Here is a 22,318-nt window from a genome sequence, read left to right as displayed (position 1 = left end):
AGGTGTTTGATGGCTCTCGAATAAGCTCCGGTCTCCGCAATTGATTCTTATCTTTCCGCAAATGCAGGTGTATCGTATTCGCCCCGCGCATCTGCCTGCAGATGCCTTCCGTTTTCGTATCAGAGGTCCCGCCGTTCATGTCTTTCACCCGTCGCCAAATCCTCACAGGCATTGCCGGTCTTGCCGTAGTCGGCTTGGGCGCGGGCGGTGCCTCGCGTTACTGGATGGGGCGCCGCGAGTCAGAAGCGGGGTCGGATTTCGTGCTGATCGCTGCGCCGCTGGATATAGAGCTGGTATCGGGTCACAAGACACCTGCCTGGGCATTCGGCGGTTCTGCTCCGGGTACAGAGTTGCGCGTCCGGCAGGGCGAGTGGCTGCGGTTGCGCTTCATCAATCAATTGCCGGTCGAGACGACTATTCACTGGCACGGCATCCGGTTGCCGTTGGAGATGGACGGCGTGCCGTACGTTTCGCAGTTGCCGGTCAAGCCGGGCGAGTATTTCGATTACAAGTTTCGTGTGCCGGACGCTGGCAGTTACTGGTATCACCCGCACGTCAGCAGTAGCGAAGAGTTGGGACGCGGGCTGGTCGGGCCGTTGATTGTGGAAGAGCGTGAGCCGACCGGTTTTGCCTATGAGCGCACGGTCAGTCTAAAGAGCTGGCATGTGGATGAAGAGGGCGCTTTTACCGAGTTCAGCGTGCTGCGCGAGGCGGCGCGAGAAGGCACGGCGGGTCGGCTTTCGACGCTGAACGGTGTTCCTCAGGCGGTCATTGAGCTGCCGGCCGGGCAGATTACCCGGGTGCGTTTGCTCAATCTCGACAATACCGTGACCTATCGCCTCAACCTGCCGGACGCCGAGGCGCAGATTTATGCGCTGGACGGCAACCCGGTCAAGCCCCGGCCGTTCGGCGACGAATACTGGCTGGGGCCGGGTATGCGCCTCTGTCTGGCGATCAAGGCGCCGCCTGCGGGCGAGGAAATTTCGTTGCGTAATGGCCCGGTGCGTCTGGGGACGTTCCGTTCGGTCGCCAATAACGACGCGCCGGGGCAGTGGCCGCCTGAATTGCCCGCCAATCCGGTGGCCGAGCCGGATCTGGATAATGCTGAGAAGATCAATTTCAACTTCGAGTGGGTCGGCTCGATGTCGGTCAACACCGACAACGGCAAGCCACCGAGTCTGTGGCAGATCAACGGTGTGGCCTGGGACATTACCGACAAGACCTGCGCCGACCGACCTATCGCCAAATTGACGCTGGGCAAGAGTTATATCTTCGAATTGAAGAACATGACCCAGTATCAACACCCGATTCATCTGCACGGCATGAGTTTCAAGGTGATCGCGTCCAATCGGCGCAAGATCATCCCGTACTTTACCGATACCTTTCTGCTGGGACGCAATGAGCGGGCCCGCGTTGCACTGGTGGCGGATAACCCGGGTGTGTGGATGTTTCACTGCCATGTGATCGATCACATGGAAACCGGCCTCATGGCTGCCATCGAGGTGTCGTGATGAGGCAACCGCAGATCATCGACCGCAGCCATGATCAGCACTTTATGCGGGAAGCGCTGGCGCTTGCGGCTCAGGGCGCGTTGCTGGGCGAAGTGCCGGTCGGCGCAGTGGTGGTGCAGAACGGCGAGATCATCGGTCGTGGTTACAATTGCCCGATCAGCGCCAGCGACCCCAGTGCGCATGCCGAGATGGTGGCAATTCGTGATGCCGCCAAGGCGCTGGACAATTACCGACTGCCGGGCAGTACGCTGTATGTGACGCTGGAGCCGTGCAGCATGTGCGCCGGTTTGATCGTGCATTCGCGGGTGGCGCGTGTGGTCTACGGCGCGCTTGAACCCAAGGCAGGCATAGTCCAGAGCCAGGGGCAGTTTTTCAGCCAGGGCTTTCTCAATCATCGCGTGCTGTTTGAGGGCGGTGTATTGGGCGAGGAGTGCGGGGCGATGCTGAGCGAGTTTTTCAGGATGCGCCGCGCGGCCAAAGAGGCAGGCAAGGCCAAAGGCGACGCTTAAAGTGCCGGTTTTTCCGGACTGCTGGCGGGTTCGGGGCCAGGCGTAGGCGCTGGCTGGGTTTTATCGACACCCGGCACGTGCAGATTGCCATCGGCAACCTGACTGCCTTCAAGTTGCGGCTGTGTGACCCAGGTCAGGATGTCGTAATAACGACGGATGTTGGCGACAAAGTGCACCGGTTCGCCGCCTCGGGCATAACCATATCGGGTTTTGCTGTACCACTTCTTCTGCGCCAGACGCGGCAGCATTTTTTTCACGTCCAGCCATTTATTCGGGTTTAGCCCCTCGTTTTCCGCCAGTTTGCGCGCATCTTCAAGATGGCCTCCGCCAATGTTGTAGGACGCGAGGGCAAGCCATGTACGATCCGGCTCTTGAATCTTGTCATCCAGCTGATCCTTTACGTAGGCAAAGTACTTTGCTCCACCCTGAATGCTTTGTCGGGCATCGAGACGATTGGTGACGCCCATGGCTTGCGCCGTGTTCTGGGTCAGCATCATCAAGCCGCGCACGCCGGTTTTCGAGGTGACGGCCGGTTGCCACATTGATTCCTGATAGCCGATAGCGGCCAGCAGCCTCCAGTCGACCTGTTCTGTCTTGGCCGATGTCTGGAAATGCTTCTCGTATTTGGGCAGGCGCTCCTGCAAATGCTGGGCGAAGGTGTAGGCGCCGACGTAGCCGAGCACATCGACATGGCCGTAGTAGCGGTCTTTCAGGCGTTGCAGCGTGCCGTTCTTCTCGACCTTGTCCAGATAAGCGTTGATTTCATTGAGCAGGCTGTTGTCTTCACCCGGCGCGACGGCCCAGCGCTGTTCCCGGGCTTCGCCCAGATCGAAGGCGACGCGCACGTTGGGGAAGTACACCTGATTCATTGCCAGTTCATTAGAGTCGACCAGAGTCAGATCAATCTGCCCCTCATCGACCATGCGCAGGAGATCAACGACCTCGACCGCGTCAGACTCTTCGTACTCGATACGGGGGTTCTGCAGCTTGAGCGCAGCCAGCTGTTCGGCATGGCTGCTGCCCTTGAGGACCACAATACGCTTGCCTACCAGGTCACCCGGATCGGTCGGGCGCGACTGGCCGTTGCGATAGATGACTTGCGGAGTGACTTGCAGATAAGAGTGCGAGAAACGTGCCTGCAGCTTGCGTTTTGGCGTGTCGATCAGGCCTGCAGCCCCGAGTACCGGGCCTCCCGGCTTGTTCATCTGGTCGAAAAGGTCGTCCAGGTTATCGGCGGTCTCGATCTTCAGCTCGACGCCCAGATCCTCGGCGAAGCGCTTCACCAGCTCGAATTCGAAGCCGGTTTCACCGTTGCGATCCTGAAAATAAGTCGCCGGGCTGTTACGAGTGATCACCCGCAGTACGCCGTCCTCCTTGACTCGCTCCAATGTGTTGGGTTTCTCAACACAGGCACCGAGCATCAGGAAGAGTCCGGTTGCGATGAGCCACTTGGCGCAACGTGGGCGGAAGTCTGGTCTGAAGAACATCGGTGCAGTATACGCAAAGCGCACCGGGCGCCATATCTCGACAGTGACGCTTGCGTCTGATAGGCGAAGGCTTTTTGGTGACATTTGTCGCATTTTTTACGGTGAAGCGACATTCGGGCGCACGAGATGCTGCCGTTTTGGGTGATCCAGGTCACGCTTTAGGCTAGAATACGCGGCCTCAAAGCACACCCCTTCTCGAGGCTGTCCCGAAGATGTTGATCCTGCGCGGTGCTCCTGCCCTTTCTGCCTTCCGCCACAGCAAATTACTAGAACAACTGAAACAAAAAGTTTCAGCTGTCAGTGGCTTGTACGCCGAATTCGCCCACTTCGCGGACGTCACTGACGTTCTGACTAGCGAAGAACAGCAGGTTCTCGACCGCCTCTTGAAATACGGCCCGAGTGTGCCGGTTCAAGAGCCGAGCGGCCGACTGTTTCTGGTGTTGCCGCGGTTTGGCACCATTTCGCCATGGTCGAGCAAGGCCAGCGATATCGCTCGCAACTGCGGCCTGAGCAAAATCCAGCGCATCGAGCGCGGGATTGCCTTCTATGTAGAAGGGCAGTTCAGCGACGTCGAGGCTCAGGCGATTGCCGACAGCCTGCATGACCGGATGACTCAGCTTGTCTTGGGCGACCACGCGCAGGCCGCAGGGCTGTTCAGTCACGCTCAGCCCAAGCCGCTGACGGCGGTGGATATCCTGGGTGGCGGTCGTGCCGCGCTGGAAAAAGCCAACGTCGAGCTGGGCCTGGCCCTCGCCGAAGACGAAATTGATTACCTGATCACCAGCTTCAATGGTCTGGGGCGCAACCCGCATGACATCGAGCTGATGATGTTTGCCCAGGCGAACTCCGAGCACTGCCGTCACAAGATCTTCAACGCCAGTTGGGATATCGACGGTCAGAGCCAGGAAAAAAGCCTGTTCGGCATGATCAAGAACACTTATCAGATGCACAGTGAAGGCGTGCTGTCCGCTTACAAAGACAACGCTTCGGTGATCGTCGGCAGCGTTGCCGGGCGTTTCTTCCCGGACCCTGAAACCCGCCAGTACGGCGCGGTGCAGGAGCCGGTGCATATTCTGATGAAGGTCGAGACTCACAACCACCCGACCGCGATTGCTCCGTTTCCTGGCGCAGCGACTGGTTCCGGCGGCGAGATTCGTGACGAAGGTGCAACCGGTCGCGGTGCGAAACCAAAGGCTGGCCTGACCGGTTTCACCGTGTCCAACCTGCAGATTCCCGGTTTCGTGCAGCCTTGGGAAGTGCCATACGGCAAGCCCGAGCGCATCGTGACCGCGCTGGACATCATGATCGAAGGCCCGCTGGGTGGCGCGGCGTTCAACAACGAGTTCGGTCGTCCGGCGCTGACTGGCTACTTCCGTACCTTCGAACAGTCCATTACCACGCCGCATGGCGATGAAGTACGTGGTTACCACAAGCCGATCATGCTGGCTGGCGGTATGGGCAATATCCGCGAAGATCACGTCCAGAAGGGCGAGATTACTGTCGGTTCCAAGCTGATCGTGCTGGGTGGTCCGGCCATGCTGATCGGCCTGGGCGGCGGCGCGGCGTCCTCGATGGCGACCGGCACCAGTTCGGCAGACCTTGATTTTGCTTCGGTTCAGCGTGAAAACCCTGAAATGGAGCGGCGTTGCCAGGAAGTGATCGACCGCTGCTGGCAGTTGGGCGACCGTAACCCGATCAGCTTCATCCATGACGTCGGTGCCGGTGGTCTGTCCAACGCCTTCCCCGAACTGGTCAACGATGGCAATCGGGGTGGTCGTTTCGAGTTGCGTAACGTACCCAATGACGAGCCGGGCATGGCCCCGCTGGAAATCTGGAGCAACGAATCCCAGGAGCGTTACGTGCTGGCGGTCGGCGTCGAAGACTACGAGCGCTTCAAGGCCATTTGCGAGCGCGAGCGTTGCCCGTTTGCAGTGGTTGGCGAAGCCACTGCCGAGCCGCAACTGACCGTGACCGACAGCCACTTCGGCAACAGCCCGGTGGACATGCCGCTGGAAGTACTGCTGGGCAAAGCGCCACGCATGCACCGTTCGGTCGAGCGTGAGGCAGAGATCGGCGATGACTTCGATCCGGGCACGCTGGATATCGAAGAAAGCGTACAGCGCGTATTGCGTCACCCGGCGGTCGCCAGCAAGAGCTTCCTGATCACCATCGGTGACCGCAGCATTACCGGTCTGGTCGCCCGCGATCAGATGGTCGGTCCATGGCAGGTGCCAGTTGCAGACTGCGCCGTGACCGCGACCAGCTTCGACGTCAACACCGGCGAAGCCATGGCCATGGGCGAGCGCACCCCGCTGGCACTGCTGGATGCTCCGGCGTCCGGCCGCATGGCGATCGGCGAAACCCTGACCAACATTGCGGCGTCGCGCATCGGCAAGCTGTCCGACATCAAACTGTCGGCCAACTGGATGTCGGCGGCTGGCCATCCCGGCGAAGATGCACGCTTGTATGACACCGTGAAAGCGGTCGGCATGGAGCTGTGTCCAGAGTTGGGCATCACGATCCCGGTGGGCAAGGACTCGATGTCCATGAAAACCCGCTGGAGCGATGAGGGCGCCGAGAAGAGCGTGACCTCGCCGCTGTCGCTGATCGTGACCGGCTTCGCGCCCGTGGTCGACATTCGCCAGACCCTGACCCCGGAACTGCGCATGGACAAGGGCATTACTGACCTGATCCTGATTGATCTGGGCCGTGGTCAGAACCGTATGGGTGCCTCCATTCTGGCCCAGACCCATGGCAAACTGGGTCGTGTTGCACCGGACGTCGACGACGCTGAAGACCTCAAAGCCTTCTTCGCCGTGATTCAGGGCCTCAATGCAGACGGTCATATTCTTTCCTATCACGACCGGTCCGACGGTGGTTTGCTGGTCAGCGCACTGGAAATGGCCTTTGCTGGTCACTGCGGCCTGAACCTTCACCTCGACGGTCTGGCGGATAACGCCTCCGAGCTGAACGCCATTCTGTTCAACGAAGAGCTGGGTGCGGTCATCCAGGTTCGTCAGGATGCCACGCCGCTGGTGCTGTCGCAGTTCAGCGCAGCCGGTCTGGCAGATTGCGTCGCGGTTATCGGTCAGCCGATCAACAACGACGAAGTCTCGATCAGCTTCCTTGGTGAGCCCGTATTCAGCGGTCAGCGCCGTTTGCTCCAGCGTCAATGGGCCGAAACCAGTTACCAGATCCAGCGTCTGCGCGATAACGCCGAATGCGCTGATCAGGAATTCGATGCCTTGCTGGAAGAGGACAATCCAGGTCTGACCGTCAAGCTGGGCTTCGACGTCAATGACGATATCGCTGCGCCTTACATCAAGACGGGCGTGCGTCCTCAGGTTGCCGTGCTGCGCGAGCAGGGCGTCAACGGTCAGGTCGAGATGGCAGCCGCCTTTGATCGCGCCGGTTTCAACGCGATTGACGTACACATGAGCGACATTCTGGCCGGTCGTGTCGACCTGAACGACTTCAAGGGCATGGTTGCCTGCGGTGGCTTCTCGTATGGCGACGTGCTGGGTGCCGGTGAAGGCTGGGCCAAGTCGGCCTTGTTCAACAGCCGTGCCCGCGATGCGTTCCAGGGCTTTTTCGAGCGCTCCGACAGCTTCACGCTGGGCGTGTGCAACGGTTGCCAGATGTTGTCCAACCTGCACGAACTGATTCCGGGCAGCGAGTTCTGGCCGCACTTCGTGCGTAACCGTTCCGAGCAGTTCGAAGCCCGTGTGGCGATGGTCCAGGTTCAGGAGTCGGCGTCGATCTTCCTGCAAGGCATGGCCGGTTCGCGCATGCCAATCGCCATCGCGCACGGCGAAGGCCATGCCGAGTTCCGCAATGACGATGCGCTGCTCGAGGCGGATGTGTCCGGCACTGTGGCGCTGCGTTTCGTGGATAACCACGGCAAGGTCACTGAACGTTACCCGGCCAACCCGAACGGTTCACCGCGTGGTATTGGCGGCATGACCACCCTCGACGGTCGCGTGACCATCATGATGCCGCACCCGGAGCGGGTGTTCCGCGCCGTGCAGAACTCGTGGCGCCCTGAAGACTGGAACGAAGATGCTGCCTGGATGCGCATGTTCCGCAATGCGCGGGCCTGGGTTAACTAAGGCGCATGTACAAGCTCGCGTTCTTTGTTCCGCCGAGCCATGTGGACCAGGTCAAGAGCGCCGTATTCGCTGCTGGAGCAGGGCGAATCGGCGCTTACGACCAATGCACATGGCAAGTGCTCGGCCACGGCCAGTTCCGCCCGCTGGATGGCAGTCAGCCATTTCTCGGGCAGACAGGAGTGGTCGAGCAGGTGCAAGAATGGAAAGTCGAGCTGGTTGTGGCCGATGACCTTATCCAGCCCGTTGTGGTGGCTCTCAAGCAGAGCCATCCCTACGAAACGCCCGCTTATGAAGTGTGGCGGCTGGAAGATTTCTGAATCGCCTCCAAGGCTGGACGCGGAGCGTCCGGAAATGCGTCCCCACGCTGGAGCGTGGGGACGATGATCATAATCTCAACTATCGTGCGACGCTCCGCGTCGGCATGCCGTTCTGGACGCTCTGCGTCCGATCTTGACTACGCGTCTTAGCGCGTTGACCCGCTGCAATGATCAAGGCCGAATTTCGATCATTGTCCCGTCTTTCACCAGATCCCAGACTTCCCGCATGTCGTTGTTTTTCATCGCAATGCAGCCGTTGGTCCAGTCCAGTGTGTGGAAGTACCATTCTGGATATTCCTCGTCCACCGGCGTGCCGTGAATCATGATCATGCTGCCCGGTTTGACGCCTTCCCTTCGCGAACGCGCCGCGTCGGTGATGTTCGGGTAGGAAATGTGCATCGACAGGTTGTAGTTGTTACTGGGCTTGCGCCAGTCGAGCCAGTAAAAACCTTCCGGCGTGCGCTGGTCGCCTTCCTGCAGTTTGGTGCCTTTAGGGTTTTTGCCCAGCGAGATGCGATAAGTCTTGAGCGCTTCGCCGCCACTGATCAACTGCAATTGGCGCGCAGATTTGAGCACCAGCACTTTGTCGATCTTCTTGCTGGCAATGCTTTCAGTGTTGATGACTTTATTGTTGATGATTTTCTGTTCGCTGCCTTTGGGCACTATGGTCTGCGTGAACGCAGCCTGCGACAGCGGTACGAATGACAGGCAGAAGAAGGCGAGCAACCAGCGCATTACGATTTTCCTGACGGCCCTTGTTATAAAAAGCGCCGATGTTGTTTGCGTCTCAGAAATTCAGGTGTCCAGCAGCGGCCTTGACGGGGGCAGGGCGCTGGTGTGAACCGGGTAGACCTGTTGACGCCGATCGGCAAAAAAGCACTCCAGCGTGCGCCTGACCGTCATGAACGCCAGGTCGGACCACGGAATGTCGGCCTCGTCGAATAGCTGCACTTCGAGGCTCTCGACACCCGCGGCAAATTCGGCCGACGCCATTTCCGCCCTGTAGAACACATGCACCTGATTGATGTGCGGCACGTCGATCATTGTATACAGGTGCAGGTCAGTGAGCGTAGCGCAGGCCTCTTCGATGGTTTCGCGGCGCGCGGCCTGTTCGATGGTTTCACCGTTTTCCATGAAACCGGCCGGTAACGTCCAGAAGCCCAGGCGCGGCTCGATGGCCCGGCGACACAATAAAATCTGGTCGCCAAGTGTCACCAGGCAGCCCGCGACAATGTTCGGGTTCTGGTAATGAATGGTATGGCAATGCTCGCAGACATACCGCAGCCGACTGTCGCCTTCAGGAATACGCTGGATAACCGGGTTGCCGCACTGGCTGCAAAATTTCATGGTTTCATTCAATGGTGAACGCAGGCGCTATCTTGGCCTGTCGTACGGCGGCTCGGCAACCCTTCGGATGGTATGAGTTGTCCTGCAAGGGGTTGGGCGCAGCGTTGCTTTTGGTGCATGATGCCAGACAGGCAACAGATCGAGATTCGCCATGCTGGATGAGCTACTTCGCCGTGTAGTCAGTCATACGCCAGAGACCCTCGACTCGGATCGACGCTTTCCCGAGGCCGCCGTGCTGGTCCCTGTCACGCGCAGCGATCAACCCGAGCTGATCCTGACCCTGCGCGCCAGCGGCCTGTCCACGCATGGTGGTGAGGTGGCGTTCCCTGGCGGCCGTCGCGACCCTGGCGATCCGGATCTGATTTTCACGGCTCTGCGCGAGGCTGAAGAGGAAATCGGCCTGCCGCCGGGACTGGTCGAAATCATCGGTCCGCTGAGCCCGTTGATCTCCAAGCACGGCATCAAGGTCACGCCCTATGTAGGGGTGATCCCGGATTTCGTCGAATATCGCCCGAATGATGGCGAGATCGCCGCGGTGTTCAGCGTTCCGCTGGAGTTCTTTCGTCAGGACACACGTGAACATACCCATCGCATTGATTACGAAGGGCGCAGCTGGTACGTGCCCAGTTATCGTTATGGCGAGTACAAGATCTGGGGATTGACCGCGATCATGATCGTCGAGCTGGTCAACGTGCTGTACGGCACCAACATCAGCCTGCATCATCCTCCAGAGCGCTCGACTACCTGAGCAGCCTGGCCATAAATATTCGTGTCCATTATTCTCGTCCATTGACAGCGCCCGCCTGAGGAGTCTGCATGAAATACCGCCTGGGGGATTCCCGCGTCCAGACCGACCCGCAGAGCTGGGTTGCACCCAATGCGCTGCTGATCGGCAAAGTCAGGCTGGAGGCGGGGGCCAGTGTCTGGTTCAACGCCGTGCTGCGTGGCGATAATGAACTGATCCATATCGGTGAAAACAGCAATGTCCAGGACGGCACGGTGATGCATACCGACATGGGCTCGCCGCTGCACATCGGCAGGGGCGTAACCATTGGTCACAATGCCATGCTGCACGGTTGCAGCGTCGACGATTACAGCCTGATCGGTATCAATGCGGTCATTCTCAATGGCGCCAGGATCGGCAAGTACTGCATCATCGGCGCCAATTCGCTGATCGGCGAAGGCAAGGTCATTCCCGACGGCTCGCTGGTCATGGGCTCGCCGGGCAAGATAGTCCGCGAACTCACCGACGTGCAGAAGAAAATGCTTGAAGCCAGCGCCGCCCATTACGTACACAACGCCCAGCGCTACGCCCGTGAGCTGGCCGTACAGGAAGATTGATGAGTACCGACTCGATACCCGAAAAACCGGTCCGCTCGCCTTGCGTCAATATCTGCTCGCTGGACGAGCAGGACATTTGCACCGGCTGTCAACGCACCGTGAGCGAGATTACTCAGTGGAGCCGCATGAGCAACGACGAGCGCCGTGTCGTTCTGGGACTCTGCGACGAACGGGCGAGGGTCAGTGGATTGATGTGGACGGTGGGCGGGGCACGTTGATGTTCCGATGGCCTTGCAGGAGCAGAATTGCCAGCGAAGAGAACGTGACAGTCGGTGCATTTCCTGCGTCAGGAATACCGCTTTCGCGAACAGAGTATCTACAGGTTACCCGCGAGCTTTTGTAGGAGCGAACTTGTTCGCGAATAGGGCGGTGCAGTCGATGCATTTCCTGCGCCAGGAATAACGCTTTCGTTCTCGCTTGGGCGCGGCTCTTGTCCGCGTTTGCTATCATTGCCGCTCGCTTGCACAGGCCCAGACCCTCCATGCTTTTTCTGATCGCTTACATCGGCAGCGTCGTGCTGATCAACTTTGCGTTTTCCAGTGCGCCGCATCTGGACGTCATCTGGTCCGCGTGGGGCGGGTTGGTGTTTGTGTTGCGCGATATGGTGCAGATCCGTTTCGGGCATGGCGCTATCGTTGCCATGCTGATGGCGCTGGTCCTGTCTTATATCACCAGTGACCCGACCATCGCACTGGCCAGTGCCACGGCCTTCGCGGTATCCGAATGTATCGACTGGCTGGTGTTCAGCATCACCAAACGCCCGCTACGCGACCGATTGTGGATCAGTTCGGCGCTGAGCATTCCTCTGGATACCTTTATATTCTTTGGCATGATCGACGCCCTGACCGCACCGGTCGTACTGACCGCGCTGGCCTCCAAGTTCGCCGGTGTCACCCTTGTCTGGATGATCATGGCCTGGCGCGCACGCAATAGCGCTTGCCCCGGCTGAGCCCCGTTTGCCCGGGCTTCGTGGTAAATTGCGCGCCTTTCTCCACAGCGGTTGCTTGCACGACGCGAGCGGCGCTTGATATTTGCCTCACGAGGACCTGAGATGACTCAAATCGGAACTCCACTGTCGCCTACCGCGACGCGCGTACTGTTCTGCGGCAGCGGCGAATTGGGCAAGGAAGTCGTGATCGAGCTGCAACGCCTTGGCGTTGAAGTGATCGCTGTTGACCGTTATGAAAACGCTCCCGCCATGCAGGTCGCCCATCGTAGTCATGTCATCAACATGCTCGACGGCGCCGCACTGCGGGCTGTGATCGAGGCTGAAAAGCCGCATTTCATCGTCCCGGAAATCGAAGCTATCGCCACTGCGACGCTGGTGGAACTTGAGGCCGAAGGCTTCACGGTGATTCCGACCGCGCGTGCTGCACAGTTGACCATGAACCGTGAAGGTATCCGCCGTCTGGCTGCGGAAGAGCTGAAGCTGCCGACCTCGCCGTATCACTTTGCTGACACCTTCGAGGCCTACAGCAAAGCCGTTGAAGACCTCGGTTTCCCGTGTGTGGTGAAACCGGTCATGAGTTCTTCGGGCAAAGGGCAGAGCCTGCTCAAGAGCACCGACGACGTACAGAAAGCCTGGGATTATGCTCAGGAAGGCGGCCGCGCCGGCAAGGGGCGGGTGATCGTCGAGGGCTTCATCGACTTCGATTACGAAATCACCTTGCTGACCGTGCGACATATCGGCGGCACCACCTTCTGCGCGCCGGTCGGCCATCGTCAGGAGAAGGGTGATTATCAGGAATCCTGGCAGCCACAAGCCATGAGCCCGGTCGCATTGGCCGAGTCCGAGCGCGTTGCCAAAGCGGTGACCGAGGCGCTGGGCGGTCGCGGAATGTTTGGTGTCGAGCTGTTCATCAAAGGCGATCAGGTGTGGTTCAGCGAAGTCTCGCCGCGCCCGCATGACACCGGCCTGGTCACCCTGATTTCTCAGGACCTGTCGCAGTTTGCCCTGCACGCTCGCGCGATTCTGGGCCTGCCGATTCCGTTGATCCGCCAGTTCGGCCCGTCTGCATCGGCAGTGATTCTGGTCGAAGGCCAGTCTACTCAGACCGCTTTCGCCAACCTGGGTGCTGCTCTGGCGGAGCCGGACACCGCACTGCGCCTGTTCGGCAAGCCGGAAGTCAACGGTCAGCGCCGCATGGGCGTCGCCCTGGCCCGCGATGAATCCATCGAGGCCGCACGCGCCAAAGCGACCCGAGCCGCTCAAGCGGTCAAAGTCGAGCTGTAGGTTTTAGCTGCAAGCTTCAAGAAAGAGCGCCATGCTTATTCTTGCAGCTTGCAGCTTGCAGCTTGCAGCTTGCAGCTTGCAGCTTGCAGCTTGCAGCTTGCAGCTTGCAGCTTGAGGCCTATAACTCTCTGCCTCTCGTCTCCTTCAGGCTCAACACGGCCAGCACGCTGATCAGCGCCGCTGCTGAAACATACCCGCCCACCCAGCTCAAGCCGCCCATCGCTACCAGTTTCTGGGCGAAGAAGGGGGCGACCGAAGCGCCAACGATTCCGCCCAGGTTATAGGCTGCCGAAGCGCCGGTGTAGCGCACTTGCGTGGGGAACAGTTCTGGCAGCAGCGCGCCCATCGGGGCGAAGGTGATGCCCATCAGAAACAACTCAATGCACAGGAATAGCGCCACCGCCCACGTGCTGCCATGGGTCAGCAGCGGTTCCATGGTGAAGCCTGAGAGCATCGCCAGCACGCCGCCGACAATCAACACGGGTTTGCGTCCGAACCGGTCGCTTGCCAGTGCCGCCATCGGTGTGGCGGCCGCCATGAACAGCACTGCAACACACAGCAGCCCGAGGAAGGTCTCGCGGGTGTAGCCCAGCGTGGACACGCCGTAGCTCAGCGAGAATACGGTCGAGATATAGAACAGCGCGTAACAGACCACCATCGAGGCGGCACCCAGCAGCATGGGCTTCCAGTGCTGGCTGAAAGTTTCAACGATCGGCAGGCTGACACGCTCATGGCGCGCCATGGCCTTGGCGAACACCGGGGTCTCCTCCAGTTTCAGGCGTACGTACAGCCCGACCATGACCAGCACTGCGCTGAGCAGGAACGGGATTCGCCAGCCCCACGAGCGAAATTGTTCGTCGTCGAGGGTTATCGCCAGCGCCAGAAACAGTCCATTGGCCGCCAGAAAGCCGATCGAGGGCCCCAGTTGCGGAAACATGCCGTACCAGCCGCGTTTGCCCTTGGGCGCATTCTCGGTGGCCAACAGGGCAGCGCCACCCCATTCGCCACCAAGCCCAAGCCCCTGACCAAAACGCAGCACGCAGAGCAGAATCGGTGCCCACGCGCCGATCGTGGCATAACCGGGCAGCACGCCGATCAACGTGGTACACACGCCCATCAACAGCAGCGAAGCCACCAGCGTCGACTTACGCCCGACCCTGTCACCGAAATGGCCGAACAGCGCCGAACCCAGCGGGCGGGCGAGAAAGGCAATGCCGAAGGTCAGGAACGACGACAGCATTTGTGCGGTGCCTGAGGTCTGTGGGAAAAAGACCGGGCCGATCACCAGCGCGGCGGCAGTCGCATAGACGTAGAAGTCGTAGAACTCGATGGCTGTACCGATAAAGCTGGCGGTGGCGACGCGGGTGGCCGAGTTCGCCGGTTTTGCGGGCGCCTCGTTGTCTACAGCAGAGAGAGGAGTGCTGGTCATGCGGATTCCCTGACGGTCATTTCGCCGGTCAGCCTGAAGCGTGCACCGGCGAGCGATCATTATTGTGATTGTGGGGGCTGCACTGAGAAGAGTAACCCGAATGGGCTGACAGGCAATGGTAGCGGAGGCAGAGAGGTATGAAGGCAGAGGCTATTTGAAGGTCTGGACCAGGGTGTTATGCCACATGGCCACACGCGTGACGCGGTTTTCCTCTGTCTCCAGAATCTCCAGCCTATAAGGCCCGATCTTCAGGCAGACCGCCGCTTCGGGGATGGTCTCCAGCGCTTCGGTGACCAGGCCATTGAGGGTCTTTGGCCCGTCGCACGGCAGGTGCCAGCCAAGGCTCTTGTTCAACTCGCGAATGGAGGCGGCACCTTCCACTTCAAGACGGCCGTCTTCCTGGCGTTTGACGTGAGGGTTGTCCAGTTTCTGCTCGTTTTCAAACTCCCCGACAATTTCTTCGAGAATGTCTTCCAGAGTGACGATACCCAGTACCTCACCGTATTCATCCACCACGACACCCAGGCGCCGCTGCTGCTTGTGAAAATTCAGCAATTGCAGTTGCAGCGGAGTGCTTTCCGGCACGAAGTAAGGCTCGTAGCAAACCGCCAGCAACTGCTCTTTGGTCAGGGTCGCCTTGGGCAGCAGGTGGCTGATGTCGCGGGTATTGATGACGCCTTGCACCTGATTGATATCGTTGTGATAGACCGGCAGGCGAGTGTGGCGGGATATGATCAGGCGCTCGATGATCAGCTCGATCGAGTCGTCAAGGTTGACGCCGTCGACTTCGTTGCGCGGGATCAGAATGTCATTGACGGTGATGCTGTCCAGCGCACGTATGCCCGACAGCACATTGGCTCGCGGGTTGTGTTCCTGCACGATTTCCTTTCTGGCGGGCTTCTGCGCGTCATCTTCGAAGGCCTCATCCTGTTGCGGCACATGGCGCGAGAGGAAGGGGCGCAGCAGGGTCTTGGCGATCAGATTGAAAATGAATGCCAGCGGCCAGACGATCTTCATCGGGATGCGCAGCACCCCGTTACCCAGCATCAGCGTCGCGACGGGATGGCGGCTTGCAAGGCGGCGCGGGATGTATTCGGCGAACACCAGCATGACGCTCACAGTGCCCAGCCATGCGACGGTCGGTCCGTTATAAAACCAGTAGCTGGCGGCGATCAGCGTGGCGATGACGGTGATCAGCACATTGATCAGGGTGTTGACCAGAATCAGGCTGTTCAGGTTGAACGCCAGATCAGGCAGTGCAGCCGCCTTTTCGGGACGACTGGCGGCGCGCATCGTTTTGAGCTGGTGGTGCGCGGCCTCGACAGCGGTTAGCAGGCTGGCCCAGAGAATCAACAGGGCGAGGACGCCAAGCAGCGGGCCAATGGGCAGATTATCCATGATCAGAGCCCGTCAGATGTGCAGAATGAATTCACGGACCAGCTTGCTGCCGAAATAGGCCAGCATCAGCAGGCAGAAACCGCCCAGCGTCCAGCGAATGGCCTTGTGCCCGCGCCAGCCGAGACGATTGCGTCCCCACAGCAACACACTGAATACCACCCACGCCAGACAGGCCAGCAGGGTCTTGTGCGCCAGATGTTGAGCAAACAGGTTTTCAACGAACAGCCAGCCGGAGATCAGCGACAGCGACAGCAGTATCCAGCCCGCCCAGAGGAAGCCGAACAGCAGGCTTTCCATGGTTTGCAGGGGCGGGAAGTTCTTGATCAGTCCGGAAGGGTGCTTGTGCTTGAGCCGGTAATCCTGCAGCAGCAACAGCAGGGCCTGAAAGGCGGCAATGGTGAACATGCCGTAAGCCAGCAGCGACAACAGAATGTGACTGAGGATGCCCGGCTCTTCCTGAATCGGCTGCACCGTGCCGCTGGGCGCGAACTGCGCCAGCAGGACAGTAACCATGCCGAGCGGGAACAGCAGCACCAGCAGGTTTTCCACCGGAATGCGCGACGTGGCGATCAGGGTCACGGCAATCACCGACGCGGCGATCAGGCTGGCTGAATTGAAAAAGTCCAGACCAAGGCCGGCAGGTCGCGCCAACTGGGAGTAAAGACCCATGGCATGCGCGATGACGGCCAGCGCGCCGAGCAGGCAGAGCAGCCGTTTGTCGGGCTTGGCGGTCTGGCTCAGGCGCAGGCCCTGATAGACGGTCGCAGCGGCATAAATGATGGCGGCGGCGAGGCTGGGGAGCAGGCTGGGTGGCAAAGGGAACATAGATCCTGATGGACGGGCCTGGAAAGACGCTGAGTTTGGCATAGAACCGGCGAATCACGAAAGACCACAGAAGCAGTATGCGTGGTGTCCGTGCGGCAGAGTCTTCGCTATAATCCGCGACCTGCTCAAGCCGCAGGCTCGCCGAGCACCATTTCTGCATTACGGGCCGGGCCGCATCAACCGGGGTTCGACCCGAGCCTGAAAGGATCGCGCATGTTTGAAAATCTGACTGACCGCCTCTCGCAGACGCTGCGCCACGTTACTGGCAAGGCCAAGCTGAACGAGGACAACATCAAGGACACCTTGCGTGAAGTGCGCATGGCGTTGCTTGAAGCCGATGTCGCCTTGCCGGTGGTGAAGGACTTCGTCAACAGCGTCAAGGAACGTGCAGTCGGCACCGAGGTGTCGCGCAGCCTGACGCCGGGCCAGGCGTTCGTGAAGATCGTCCAGGCCGAACTCGAAAGCCTGATGGGCGCCGCCAACGAAGACCTGGTGCTCAACGTTACGCCTCCGGCCGTCATTCTCATGGCGGGTCTGCAGGGTGCGGGCAAGACCACGACGGCGGGCAAGCTGGCGCGCTTCCTCAAAGAGCGCAAGAAGAAAACCGTGATGGTGGTGTCGGTCGACGTTTACCGTCCCGCTGCCATCAAGCAGCTCGAAACGCTGGCCAATGACATCGGTGTCACCTTCTTTGCCTCCGATATCAGCCAGAAGCCGGTCGAGATCGCTCAGGCTGCTATTAAAGAAGCGAAGCTCAAGTTCATCGACGTCGTCATTGTCGATACTGCGGGTCGCCTGCACATCGACGTCGAGATGATGAGCGAGATCCAGGCGCTGCACGCTGCGGTCAAGCCGGCCGAAACGCTGTTCGTGGTCGATGCAATGACCGGCCAGGATGCGGCCAACACCGCAAAGGCCTTTGGCGACGCGTTGCCACTGACCGGCGTGATCCTGACCAAGGTCGACGGCGATGCGCGAGGCGGCGCGGCGCTGTCGGTGCGGGCAATTACCGGCAAGCCGATCAAGTTCATCGGTATGGGCGAGAAGAGCGAAGCGCTGGAGCCGTTTCACCCGGACCGTATCGCATCGCGAATCCTGGGTATGGGCGATGTGCTCAGCCTGATCGAGCAGGCTGAACAGACCCTCGACAAGGACAAGGCCGACAAACTCGCGAAAAAGCTCAAGAAGGGCAAAGGCTTCGATCTCGAAGACTTCCGCGATCAATTGCAGCAGATGAAGAACATGGGCGGCCTTGGTGGCCTGATGGACAAGCTGCCGAGCATCGGTGGTGTCAATCTGTCGCAAATGGGCAATGCCCAGGGCGCCGCTGAAAAGCAGTTCAAGCAGATGGAAGCCATCATCAACTCAATGACCCCGGCCGAGCGCCGCGATCCGGATCTGGTCAGTGGCTCGCGCAAGCGTCGTATTGCCATGGGCTCGGGTACGCAGGTTCAGGACATCGGGCGTCTGATCAAGCAGCACAAACAGATGCAGAAGATGATGAAGAAGTTCTCCGCCAAGGGCGGAATGGCCAAAATGATGCGCGGCATGGGTGGAATGCTCCCCGGCGGCGGCATGCCGAAAATGTAATTGAGGGGCGTGCAAAAGACTTTGCACGCTTTCATACGGGGGGTGACCCCCGGCCAGCCCGCGTTATGCGGGCTTTTACCTGCTGTCACACAGACAGCTTCTTGGCAAATCTGGAAGGCATGCCGATAGGCGCCGGAAAAAGACATTTGCAAAAGTCGGGATATTCCTTAGAATATGCGGCCTTTCGGGCACCTATGCCCGCTGTGCATCTTAGATTTGCAGCACCGACTACAGGAACGATGTTCAATGCTAACCATCCGTCTTGCCCTTGGCGGCTCCAAAAAGCGCCCGTTTTACCACTTGACCGTAACCGACAGCCGTAATGCTCGTGACGGTTCCCACAAGGAACAGGTTGGTTTCTTCAACCCGGTTGCCCGTGGTCAGGAAATCCGCTTGTCCGTTAACGAAGAACGCGTCAACTACTGGTTGAGCGTTGGTGCACAAACTTCTGAGCGCGTTGCACAGCTGCTCAAAGAGCACAACAAGACCAAGGCCGCGGCCTGAGTCTTATGAACGCGACGCCTGCATCTGCCGACGATCTGATCGTCATTGGCAAGATTTACTCGGTTCATGGCGTTCGCGGCGAAGTGAAGGTTTATTCCTTTACTGATCCGATTGGAAACCTGTTGGACTACAAAACCTGGACGCTTCGGCGCGAAGGCAGCGTTGAGAAACAGGTGGAGCTGGTCAGCGGACGCTTGCAAAGCAAGTTCCTGGTCACAAAGCTCAAAGGTCTCGATGATCGTGAAGAAGCCCGTCTTCTCTCCGGTTACGACATCTGTGTGCCGCGTAACCTGTTCCCTGATCTGGACGATGGCGAGTACTACTGGTACCAGCTTGAAGGCCTCAAGGTCATCGACCAACTCGGGCAATTGCTCGGGAAAATCGATCACCTGCTCGAAACCGGTTCGAACGATGTAATGGTTGTAAAGCCCTGCGCGGGCAGCCTTGATGATCGCGAACGCCTGTTGCCCTATACGGAGCAATGCGTGTTGGCAGTCGACATGGGTGCTGGCGAGATGAAGGTGGATTGGGACGCGGACTTCTGAATGCCATGGCCAGCCTGCGCATAGAAGTCATCAGTCTGTTTCCCGAGATGTTTTCCGCCATCAGCGAATACGGCATAACCAGCCGTGCGGTGAAACAAGGGCTGTTGCAGCTGACTTGTTGGAATCCGCGGGATTACACCACTGATCGCCATCACACTGTGGATGATCGCCCATTTGGCGGTGGTCCGGGCATGGTGATGAAGATCAAGCCCCTTGAAGATGCTCTGGTTCAGGCCAGGCAAGCGGCAGGGGATGCGGCGAAGGTGATCTACCTGTCGCCACAAGGCCGCCGGCTGAATCAGTCTGCGGTACGCGAACTGGCGCAGGAGGAAGCGATTATCCTCATCGCCGGTCGTTATGAAGGCATTGACGAGCGTTTTATTGATGCTCATGTCGATGAAGAGTGGTCGATTGGTGACTATGTTCTTTCCGGTGGCGAGCTGCCGGCGATGGTTCTGATTGACGCGGTTACGCGGCTGCTGCCTGGAGCTTTAGGGCATGTGGACTCCGCGGAGGAAGATTCCTTCACGGATGGTCTGCTGGATTGCCCGCACTACACCCGACCTGAGGTGTATGCGGATCAGCGTGTTCCCGACGTGTTGCTTAGTGGCAATCACGCGCACATCCGGCGTTGGCGTTTACAGCAGTCCCTTGGGCGGACCTATGAACGACGCGCTGATCTTCTGGAAAGCCGCTCGCTTTCTGGAGAAGAGAAGAAGCTGCTGGCGGAATACATCCGCGAGCGGGACGATAGTTAACGTATCGATGGTCGATCCAGACGGATTACCTTAGGAGCACCAGCATGACTAACAAAATCATTCTTGCCCTCGAAGCAGAGCAGATGACCAAAGAGATCCCTACCTTTGCACCGGGCGACACCATTGTCGTTCAGGTAAAAGTGAAGGAAGGCGACCGCGCTCGTCTGCAAGCATTCGAAGGCGTTGTAATTGCCAAGCGTAACCGTGGCGTGAACAGTGCTTTCACTGTTCGTAAAATCTCCAACGGTGTTGGCGTTGAGCGTACTTTCCAGACTTACAGCCCGCAAATCGACAGCATGGCTGTGAAACGTCGCGGTGACGTTCGCAAAGCCAAGCTGTACTACCTGCGTGACCTGTCCGGTAAAGCAGCGCGCATCAAGGAAAAACTGTCCTGATACAGTTTTTCGATGCATAAAAAAGGCAGCCTCAGGGCTGCCTTTTTGCTGTCTGCTGTTTGATGATTCGCTCCTGGCGTATCCCCACACGTAATGAGTAAAAATGGCCGCCATCGACCACCCGCTGATTGATCAGTTTCTGGACGCGCTCTGGCTCGAAAAGGGCCTGTCCGACAATACCCGTGACTCATACCGCAGCGATCTGGCGCTGTTCAACGGCTGGTTGCAGGCGCGAAATGTTGATCTGCCCGGTGCCGGCCGCGAAGTGATCCTCGATCACCTGGCGTGGCGCGTCGACAATGCCTACAAACCACGTTCTACCGCCCGTTTTCTGTCCGGTGCGCGGGGCTTCTACCGCTACCTGCTGCGTGAAAAGCTGATTGCAGTTGATCCGACCTTGCAGATCGACATGCCGCAATTGGGCAAGCCGCTGCCCAAATCGCTGTCCGAGGCCGATGTCGACGCACTGTTGGCCGCTCCTGATCTGAGCGAGCCCATTGGTCAGCGCGACCGGGCGATGCTGGAAGTGCTGTACGCCTGCGGTTTGCGCGTGACCGAACTGATCAGTCTGACGCTGGAGCAGGTCAACCTGCGCCAGGGCGTGCTGCGAGTGATGGGTAAGGGCAGTAAGGAGCGACTGGTGCCGATGGGTGAAGAGGCCATCGTCTGGGTCGAGCGTTACCTGCGCGGCGCCCGCGACGAACTGCTCGGCGGAAAGCCCAGCGACGTGCTGTTCCCCAGCACCCGTGGCGACCAGATGACTCGCCAGACCTTCTGGCACCGTATCAAGCACCAGGCGACGGTCGCCGGTATCGGCAAATCGCTGTCGCCGCATACCTTGCGTCACGCTTTCGCGACCCATTTGCTCAATCACGGCGCCGACTTGCGCGTGGTGCAGATGCTGCTGGGGCACAGCGATCTGTCGACCACCCAGATCTACACCCATGTGGCACGCGCGCGGTTGCAAGAGATTCATGCGAAGCATCATCCGCGCGGGTGATTTCTCGTCTGATTCGAGAAAAGTCTTACGTCAGTGCAGGGCGGTCTTTAAGCCCTAATGTGATAGGCTTTGCCGGTTTCGCAGATCAAGGCTGGCCCCCTGTTTATCGCAGCCTTCAGTCTGCCCGCCGTCATAGGAGTTTTCGTGCGTTTGTCTCAGATTTTCGCTGCCGCCGCTGTCATGCTGGCCGGCACATTCAGTATGTTTGCCGTGGCGGATGCCGCGCCCGATCAGGCCATTCGCAAGACGCTGGATTCGCTCCAGCTCGAACTGCCGGTCGAGAGTATTTCGCCGAGCCCGCTCACCGGTCTTTACGAGGTCAAGCTCAAGGGCGGCCGCGTGCTGTATGCCAGTGCTGACGGTCAGTTCGTGGTGCAGGGTTACCTGTTTCAGGTGCAGAACGGCAAGCCGGTCAACCTGACCGAGAAAACCGAGCGTCTGGCCATTTCCAAGACCATCAATGCCATTCCTCTTACCGATATGGTGGTGTACCCGGCTGTCGGTGAGACCAAGTCGCACATCACCGTATTCACCGATACCACCTGCCCGTACTGCCACAAGCTGCACGAAGAAGTGGCCCAGTTGAACAAGATGGGTGTAGAAGTCCGTTACATGGCATTCCCGCGTCAGGGCCTTGGCTCTCCGGGCGATGAGCAGTTGCAGGCCGTCTGGTGTTCCAAGGACCGCAAAAGCGCCATGGATCGTATGGTCGACGGCAAGGACATCAAGGCTGCCAAATGCGACAATCCGGTCAGCAAGCAGTACGAAATCGGTCAGTCGATCGGCGTGAACGGTACGCCAGCGATCGTTCTGGCCGACGGTCAGGTCATTCCGGGCTATCAGCCCGCTGCTCAGGTTGCCAAACTGGCAATGGGCGCCAAATAGTTCTGCGTCGTCAAGGCCGCCTCATGAATGTGAGGCGAGCGCTTATCGGCGCTTCGTCGGATTTGTAGTCGTATGGCGACATGCGGCGGTTTTTCACAGCCGATTCAGGTTCGGCTGTTTTTCGGGGAGTTCATC

At 59.2% G+C, this 22,318-nt stretch carries 21 protein-coding genes and 1 pseudogene; 16 read left to right on the top strand and 6 right to left on the bottom strand.

The window, feature by feature from the left end:
• The first annotated feature begins 137 nt into the window (after positions 1 to 137).
• Both I9H07_RS17335 and tadA read left to right on the top strand, forming a co-directional pair.
• Entirely contained in the window at positions 138 to 1,511 is a 1,374-nt protein-coding gene (locus tag I9H07_RS17335; RefSeq protein ID WP_024674786.1) for a multicopper oxidase family protein, read from the top strand.
• Entirely contained in the window at positions 1,511 to 2,020 is a 510-nt protein-coding gene (tadA, locus tag I9H07_RS17330) for a tRNA adenosine(34) deaminase TadA (RefSeq protein ID WP_024674785.1), read from the top strand. The genes I9H07_RS17335 and tadA overlap by 1 nt, the downstream gene beginning before the upstream one ends.
• Here tadA and mltF read toward each other — a convergent pair.
• A complete protein-coding gene (mltF, locus tag I9H07_RS17325) occupies positions 2,017 to 3,507 on the bottom strand; it encodes a membrane-bound lytic murein transglycosylase MltF (RefSeq protein WP_080266661.1) in 1,491 nt (496 codons plus the stop codon). The two genes, tadA and mltF, sit on opposite strands and share 4 nt — an antisense overlap.
• A gap of 212 nt (positions 3,508 to 3,719) precedes the next feature.
• Here mltF and purL point away from each other — a divergent pair, with 212 nt between their 5' ends.
• Positions 3,720 to 7,616, top strand: coding sequence for a phosphoribosylformylglycinamidine synthase (gene purL / locus I9H07_RS17320; RefSeq protein WP_024674783.1), 3,897 nt, complete (start codon positions 3,720 to 3,722; stop codon positions 7,614 to 7,616).
• A 5-nt stretch (positions 7,617 to 7,621) separates the two neighbouring features.
• A complete protein-coding gene (locus tag I9H07_RS17315; protein ID WP_024674782.1) occupies positions 7,622 to 7,933 on the top strand; it encodes a Nif3-like dinuclear metal center hexameric protein in 312 nt (103 codons plus the stop codon).
• Positions 7,934 to 8,104: 171 nt separating this feature from the next.
• On the opposite strand, the pseudogene I9H07_RS17310 reads toward I9H07_RS17315, so the two are convergent.
• Both I9H07_RS17310 and I9H07_RS17305 read right to left on the bottom strand, forming a co-directional pair.
• Positions 8,105 to 8,524: pseudogene (locus I9H07_RS17310) on the bottom strand (L,D-transpeptidase family protein); the annotation flags it as partial.
• Positions 8,525 to 8,728: 204 nt separating this feature from the next.
• Positions 8,729 to 9,280, bottom strand: coding sequence for an NUDIX hydrolase (locus tag I9H07_RS17305; protein ID WP_024673706.1), 552 nt, complete (start codon positions 9,278 to 9,280; stop codon positions 8,729 to 8,731).
• Between the two features lie 151 nt (positions 9,281 to 9,431).
• Between I9H07_RS17305 and I9H07_RS17300 the strand changes: the two genes are divergently transcribed.
• The 5 genes from I9H07_RS17300 (at position 9,432) to purT (ending at position 12,854) form a co-directional block, all read left to right on the top strand.
• On the top strand, positions 9,432 to 10,028 hold the full coding sequence (locus I9H07_RS17300; RefSeq protein WP_236423871.1) for a CoA pyrophosphatase: 597 nt from the start codon (positions 9,432 to 9,434) through the stop codon (positions 10,026 to 10,028).
• A 68-nt stretch (positions 10,029 to 10,096) separates the two neighbouring features.
• Positions 10,097 to 10,621 (top strand): gamma carbonic anhydrase family protein, encoded by a 525-nt coding sequence (locus I9H07_RS17295; RefSeq protein ID WP_236423869.1) that lies wholly within the window; start codon positions 10,097 to 10,099, stop codon positions 10,619 to 10,621.
• Positions 10,621 to 10,839 carry a DUF1289 domain-containing protein gene (locus I9H07_RS17290; RefSeq protein ID WP_024673709.1) on the top strand — a complete coding sequence of 73 codons (219 nt, stop codon included), beginning with the start codon at positions 10,621 to 10,623 and terminating at the stop codon, positions 10,837 to 10,839. Before I9H07_RS17295 ends, I9H07_RS17290 begins: the two co-directional genes overlap by 1 nt.
• A 263-nt stretch (positions 10,840 to 11,102) precedes the next feature.
• Positions 11,103 to 11,570 carry a VUT family protein gene (locus I9H07_RS17285; RefSeq protein ID WP_058391533.1) on the top strand — a complete coding sequence of 156 codons (468 nt, stop codon included), beginning with the start codon at positions 11,103 to 11,105 and terminating at the stop codon, positions 11,568 to 11,570.
• A 102-nt stretch (positions 11,571 to 11,672) separates the two neighbouring features.
• Positions 11,673 to 12,854 (top strand): formate-dependent phosphoribosylglycinamide formyltransferase, encoded by a 1,182-nt coding sequence (gene purT, locus I9H07_RS17280; protein WP_058824137.1) that lies wholly within the window; start codon positions 11,673 to 11,675, stop codon positions 12,852 to 12,854.
• Positions 12,855 to 12,972: 118 nt separating this feature from the next.
• Here purT and I9H07_RS17275 read toward each other — a convergent pair whose 3' ends face one another.
• The 3 genes from I9H07_RS17275 to I9H07_RS17265 form a co-directional block, all read right to left on the bottom strand.
• Complete coding sequence (locus I9H07_RS17275) at positions 12,973 to 14,283, bottom strand: MFS transporter (protein WP_058391534.1); 1,311 nt, start codon at positions 14,281 to 14,283, stop codon at positions 12,973 to 12,975.
• 150 nt (positions 14,284 to 14,433) lie between these two features.
• A complete protein-coding gene (locus tag I9H07_RS17270; protein ID WP_024672604.1) occupies positions 14,434 to 15,681 on the bottom strand; it encodes a CNNM domain-containing protein in 1,248 nt (415 codons plus the stop codon).
• Positions 15,682 to 15,693: 12 nt separating this feature from the next.
• Entirely contained in the window at positions 15,694 to 16,506 is an 813-nt protein-coding gene (locus I9H07_RS17265; RefSeq protein ID WP_024672605.1) for a cytochrome C assembly family protein, read from the bottom strand.
• A 213-nt stretch (positions 16,507 to 16,719) separates the two neighbouring features.
• Here I9H07_RS17265 and ffh point away from each other — a divergent pair, with 213 nt between their 5' ends.
• The 7 genes from ffh to dsbC all read left to right on the top strand — a co-directional run bounded on the left by ffh (position 16,720) and on the right by dsbC (position 22,183).
• Positions 16,720 to 18,096, top strand: a complete 1,377-nt coding sequence (gene ffh / locus I9H07_RS17260) for a signal recognition particle protein (protein ID WP_024672606.1) — start codon at positions 16,720 to 16,722, stop codon at positions 18,094 to 18,096.
• A 246-nt stretch (positions 18,097 to 18,342) separates the two neighbouring features.
• On the top strand, positions 18,343 to 18,600 hold the full coding sequence (gene rpsP / locus I9H07_RS17255; protein ID WP_002552521.1) for a 30S ribosomal protein S16: 258 nt from the start codon (positions 18,343 to 18,345) through the stop codon (positions 18,598 to 18,600).
• Positions 18,601 to 18,605: 5 nt separating this feature from the next.
• Positions 18,606 to 19,145, top strand: coding sequence for a ribosome maturation factor RimM (gene rimM / locus I9H07_RS17250; RefSeq protein WP_007250092.1), 540 nt, complete (start codon positions 18,606 to 18,608; stop codon positions 19,143 to 19,145).
• A 5-nt stretch (positions 19,146 to 19,150) separates the two neighbouring features.
• Entirely contained in the window at positions 19,151 to 19,903 is a 753-nt protein-coding gene (gene trmD, locus I9H07_RS17245; protein WP_058824134.1) for a tRNA (guanosine(37)-N1)-methyltransferase TrmD, read from the top strand.
• 44 nt (positions 19,904 to 19,947) lie between these two features.
• The gene (gene rplS, locus I9H07_RS17240) at positions 19,948 to 20,298 is read left to right on the top strand and encodes a 50S ribosomal protein L19 (protein ID WP_002552524.1); all 351 of its coding nucleotides are present in this window, start codon (positions 19,948 to 19,950) and stop codon (positions 20,296 to 20,298) included.
• A 103-nt stretch (positions 20,299 to 20,401) separates the two neighbouring features.
• Positions 20,402 to 21,298, top strand: coding sequence for a site-specific tyrosine recombinase XerD (xerD, locus tag I9H07_RS17235; protein WP_024672608.1), 897 nt, complete (start codon positions 20,402 to 20,404; stop codon positions 21,296 to 21,298).
• 144 nt (positions 21,299 to 21,442) lie between these two features.
• Entirely contained in the window at positions 21,443 to 22,183 is a 741-nt protein-coding gene (gene dsbC / locus I9H07_RS17230) for a bifunctional protein-disulfide isomerase/oxidoreductase DsbC (protein WP_024672609.1), read from the top strand.
• Positions 22,184 to 22,318 lie beyond the last annotated feature (135 nt).

Origin of the sequence: Pseudomonas syringae, from assembly GCF_023278085.1 — a bacterium.
GTDB classification, from domain to species: Bacteria; Pseudomonadota; Gammaproteobacteria; order Pseudomonadales; family Pseudomonadaceae; genus Aquipseudomonas; species Aquipseudomonas syringae_Q.
Note: the sequence above shows the minus strand (reverse complement) of the source record. Positions and strands in the feature narration are given on the sequence as shown.

Bases quoted from the DNA above. Each gene is read 5' to 3' on its own strand.
- I9H07_RS17335 (WP_024674786.1), top strand. From the start codon at position 138: ATGTCTTTCACCCGTCGCCAAATCCTCACAGGCATTGCCGGTCTTGCC.
- tadA (WP_024674785.1), top strand. From the start codon at position 1,511: ATGAGGCAACCGCAGATCATCGACCGCAGCCATGATCAGCACTTTATG.
- mltF (WP_080266661.1), bottom strand. From the start codon at position 3,507: ATGTTCTTCAGACCAGACTTCCGCCCACGTTGCGCCAAGTGGCTCATC.
- purL (WP_024674783.1), top strand. From the start codon at position 3,720: ATGTTGATCCTGCGCGGTGCTCCTGCCCTTTCTGCCTTCCGCCACAGC.
- I9H07_RS17315 (WP_024674782.1), top strand. From the start codon at position 7,622: ATGTACAAGCTCGCGTTCTTTGTTCCGCCGAGCCATGTGGACCAGGTC.
- I9H07_RS17305 (WP_024673706.1), bottom strand. From the start codon at position 9,280: ATGAAATTTTGCAGCCAGTGCGGCAACCCGGTTATCCAGCGTATTCCT.
- I9H07_RS17300 (WP_236423871.1), top strand. From the start codon at position 9,432: ATGCTGGATGAGCTACTTCGCCGTGTAGTCAGTCATACGCCAGAGACC.
- I9H07_RS17295 (WP_236423869.1), top strand. From the start codon at position 10,097: ATGAAATACCGCCTGGGGGATTCCCGCGTCCAGACCGACCCGCAGAGC.
- I9H07_RS17290 (WP_024673709.1), top strand. From the start codon at position 10,621: ATGAGTACCGACTCGATACCCGAAAAACCGGTCCGCTCGCCTTGCGTC.
- I9H07_RS17285 (WP_058391533.1), top strand. From the start codon at position 11,103: ATGCTTTTTCTGATCGCTTACATCGGCAGCGTCGTGCTGATCAACTTT.
- purT (WP_058824137.1), top strand. From the start codon at position 11,673: ATGACTCAAATCGGAACTCCACTGTCGCCTACCGCGACGCGCGTACTG.
- I9H07_RS17275 (WP_058391534.1), bottom strand. From the start codon at position 14,283: ATGACCAGCACTCCTCTCTCTGCTGTAGACAACGAGGCGCCCGCAAAA.
- I9H07_RS17270 (WP_024672604.1), bottom strand. From the start codon at position 15,681: ATGGATAATCTGCCCATTGGCCCGCTGCTTGGCGTCCTCGCCCTGTTG.
- I9H07_RS17265 (WP_024672605.1), bottom strand. From the start codon at position 16,506: ATGTTCCCTTTGCCACCCAGCCTGCTCCCCAGCCTCGCCGCCGCCATC.
- ffh (WP_024672606.1), top strand. From the start codon at position 16,720: ATGTTTGAAAATCTGACTGACCGCCTCTCGCAGACGCTGCGCCACGTT.
- rpsP (WP_002552521.1), top strand. From the start codon at position 18,343: ATGCTAACCATCCGTCTTGCCCTTGGCGGCTCCAAAAAGCGCCCGTTT.
- rimM (WP_007250092.1), top strand. From the start codon at position 18,606: ATGAACGCGACGCCTGCATCTGCCGACGATCTGATCGTCATTGGCAAG.
- trmD (WP_058824134.1), top strand. From the start codon at position 19,151: ATGGCCAGCCTGCGCATAGAAGTCATCAGTCTGTTTCCCGAGATGTTT.
- rplS (WP_002552524.1), top strand. From the start codon at position 19,948: ATGACTAACAAAATCATTCTTGCCCTCGAAGCAGAGCAGATGACCAAA.
- xerD (WP_024672608.1), top strand. From the start codon at position 20,402: ATGGCCGCCATCGACCACCCGCTGATTGATCAGTTTCTGGACGCGCTC.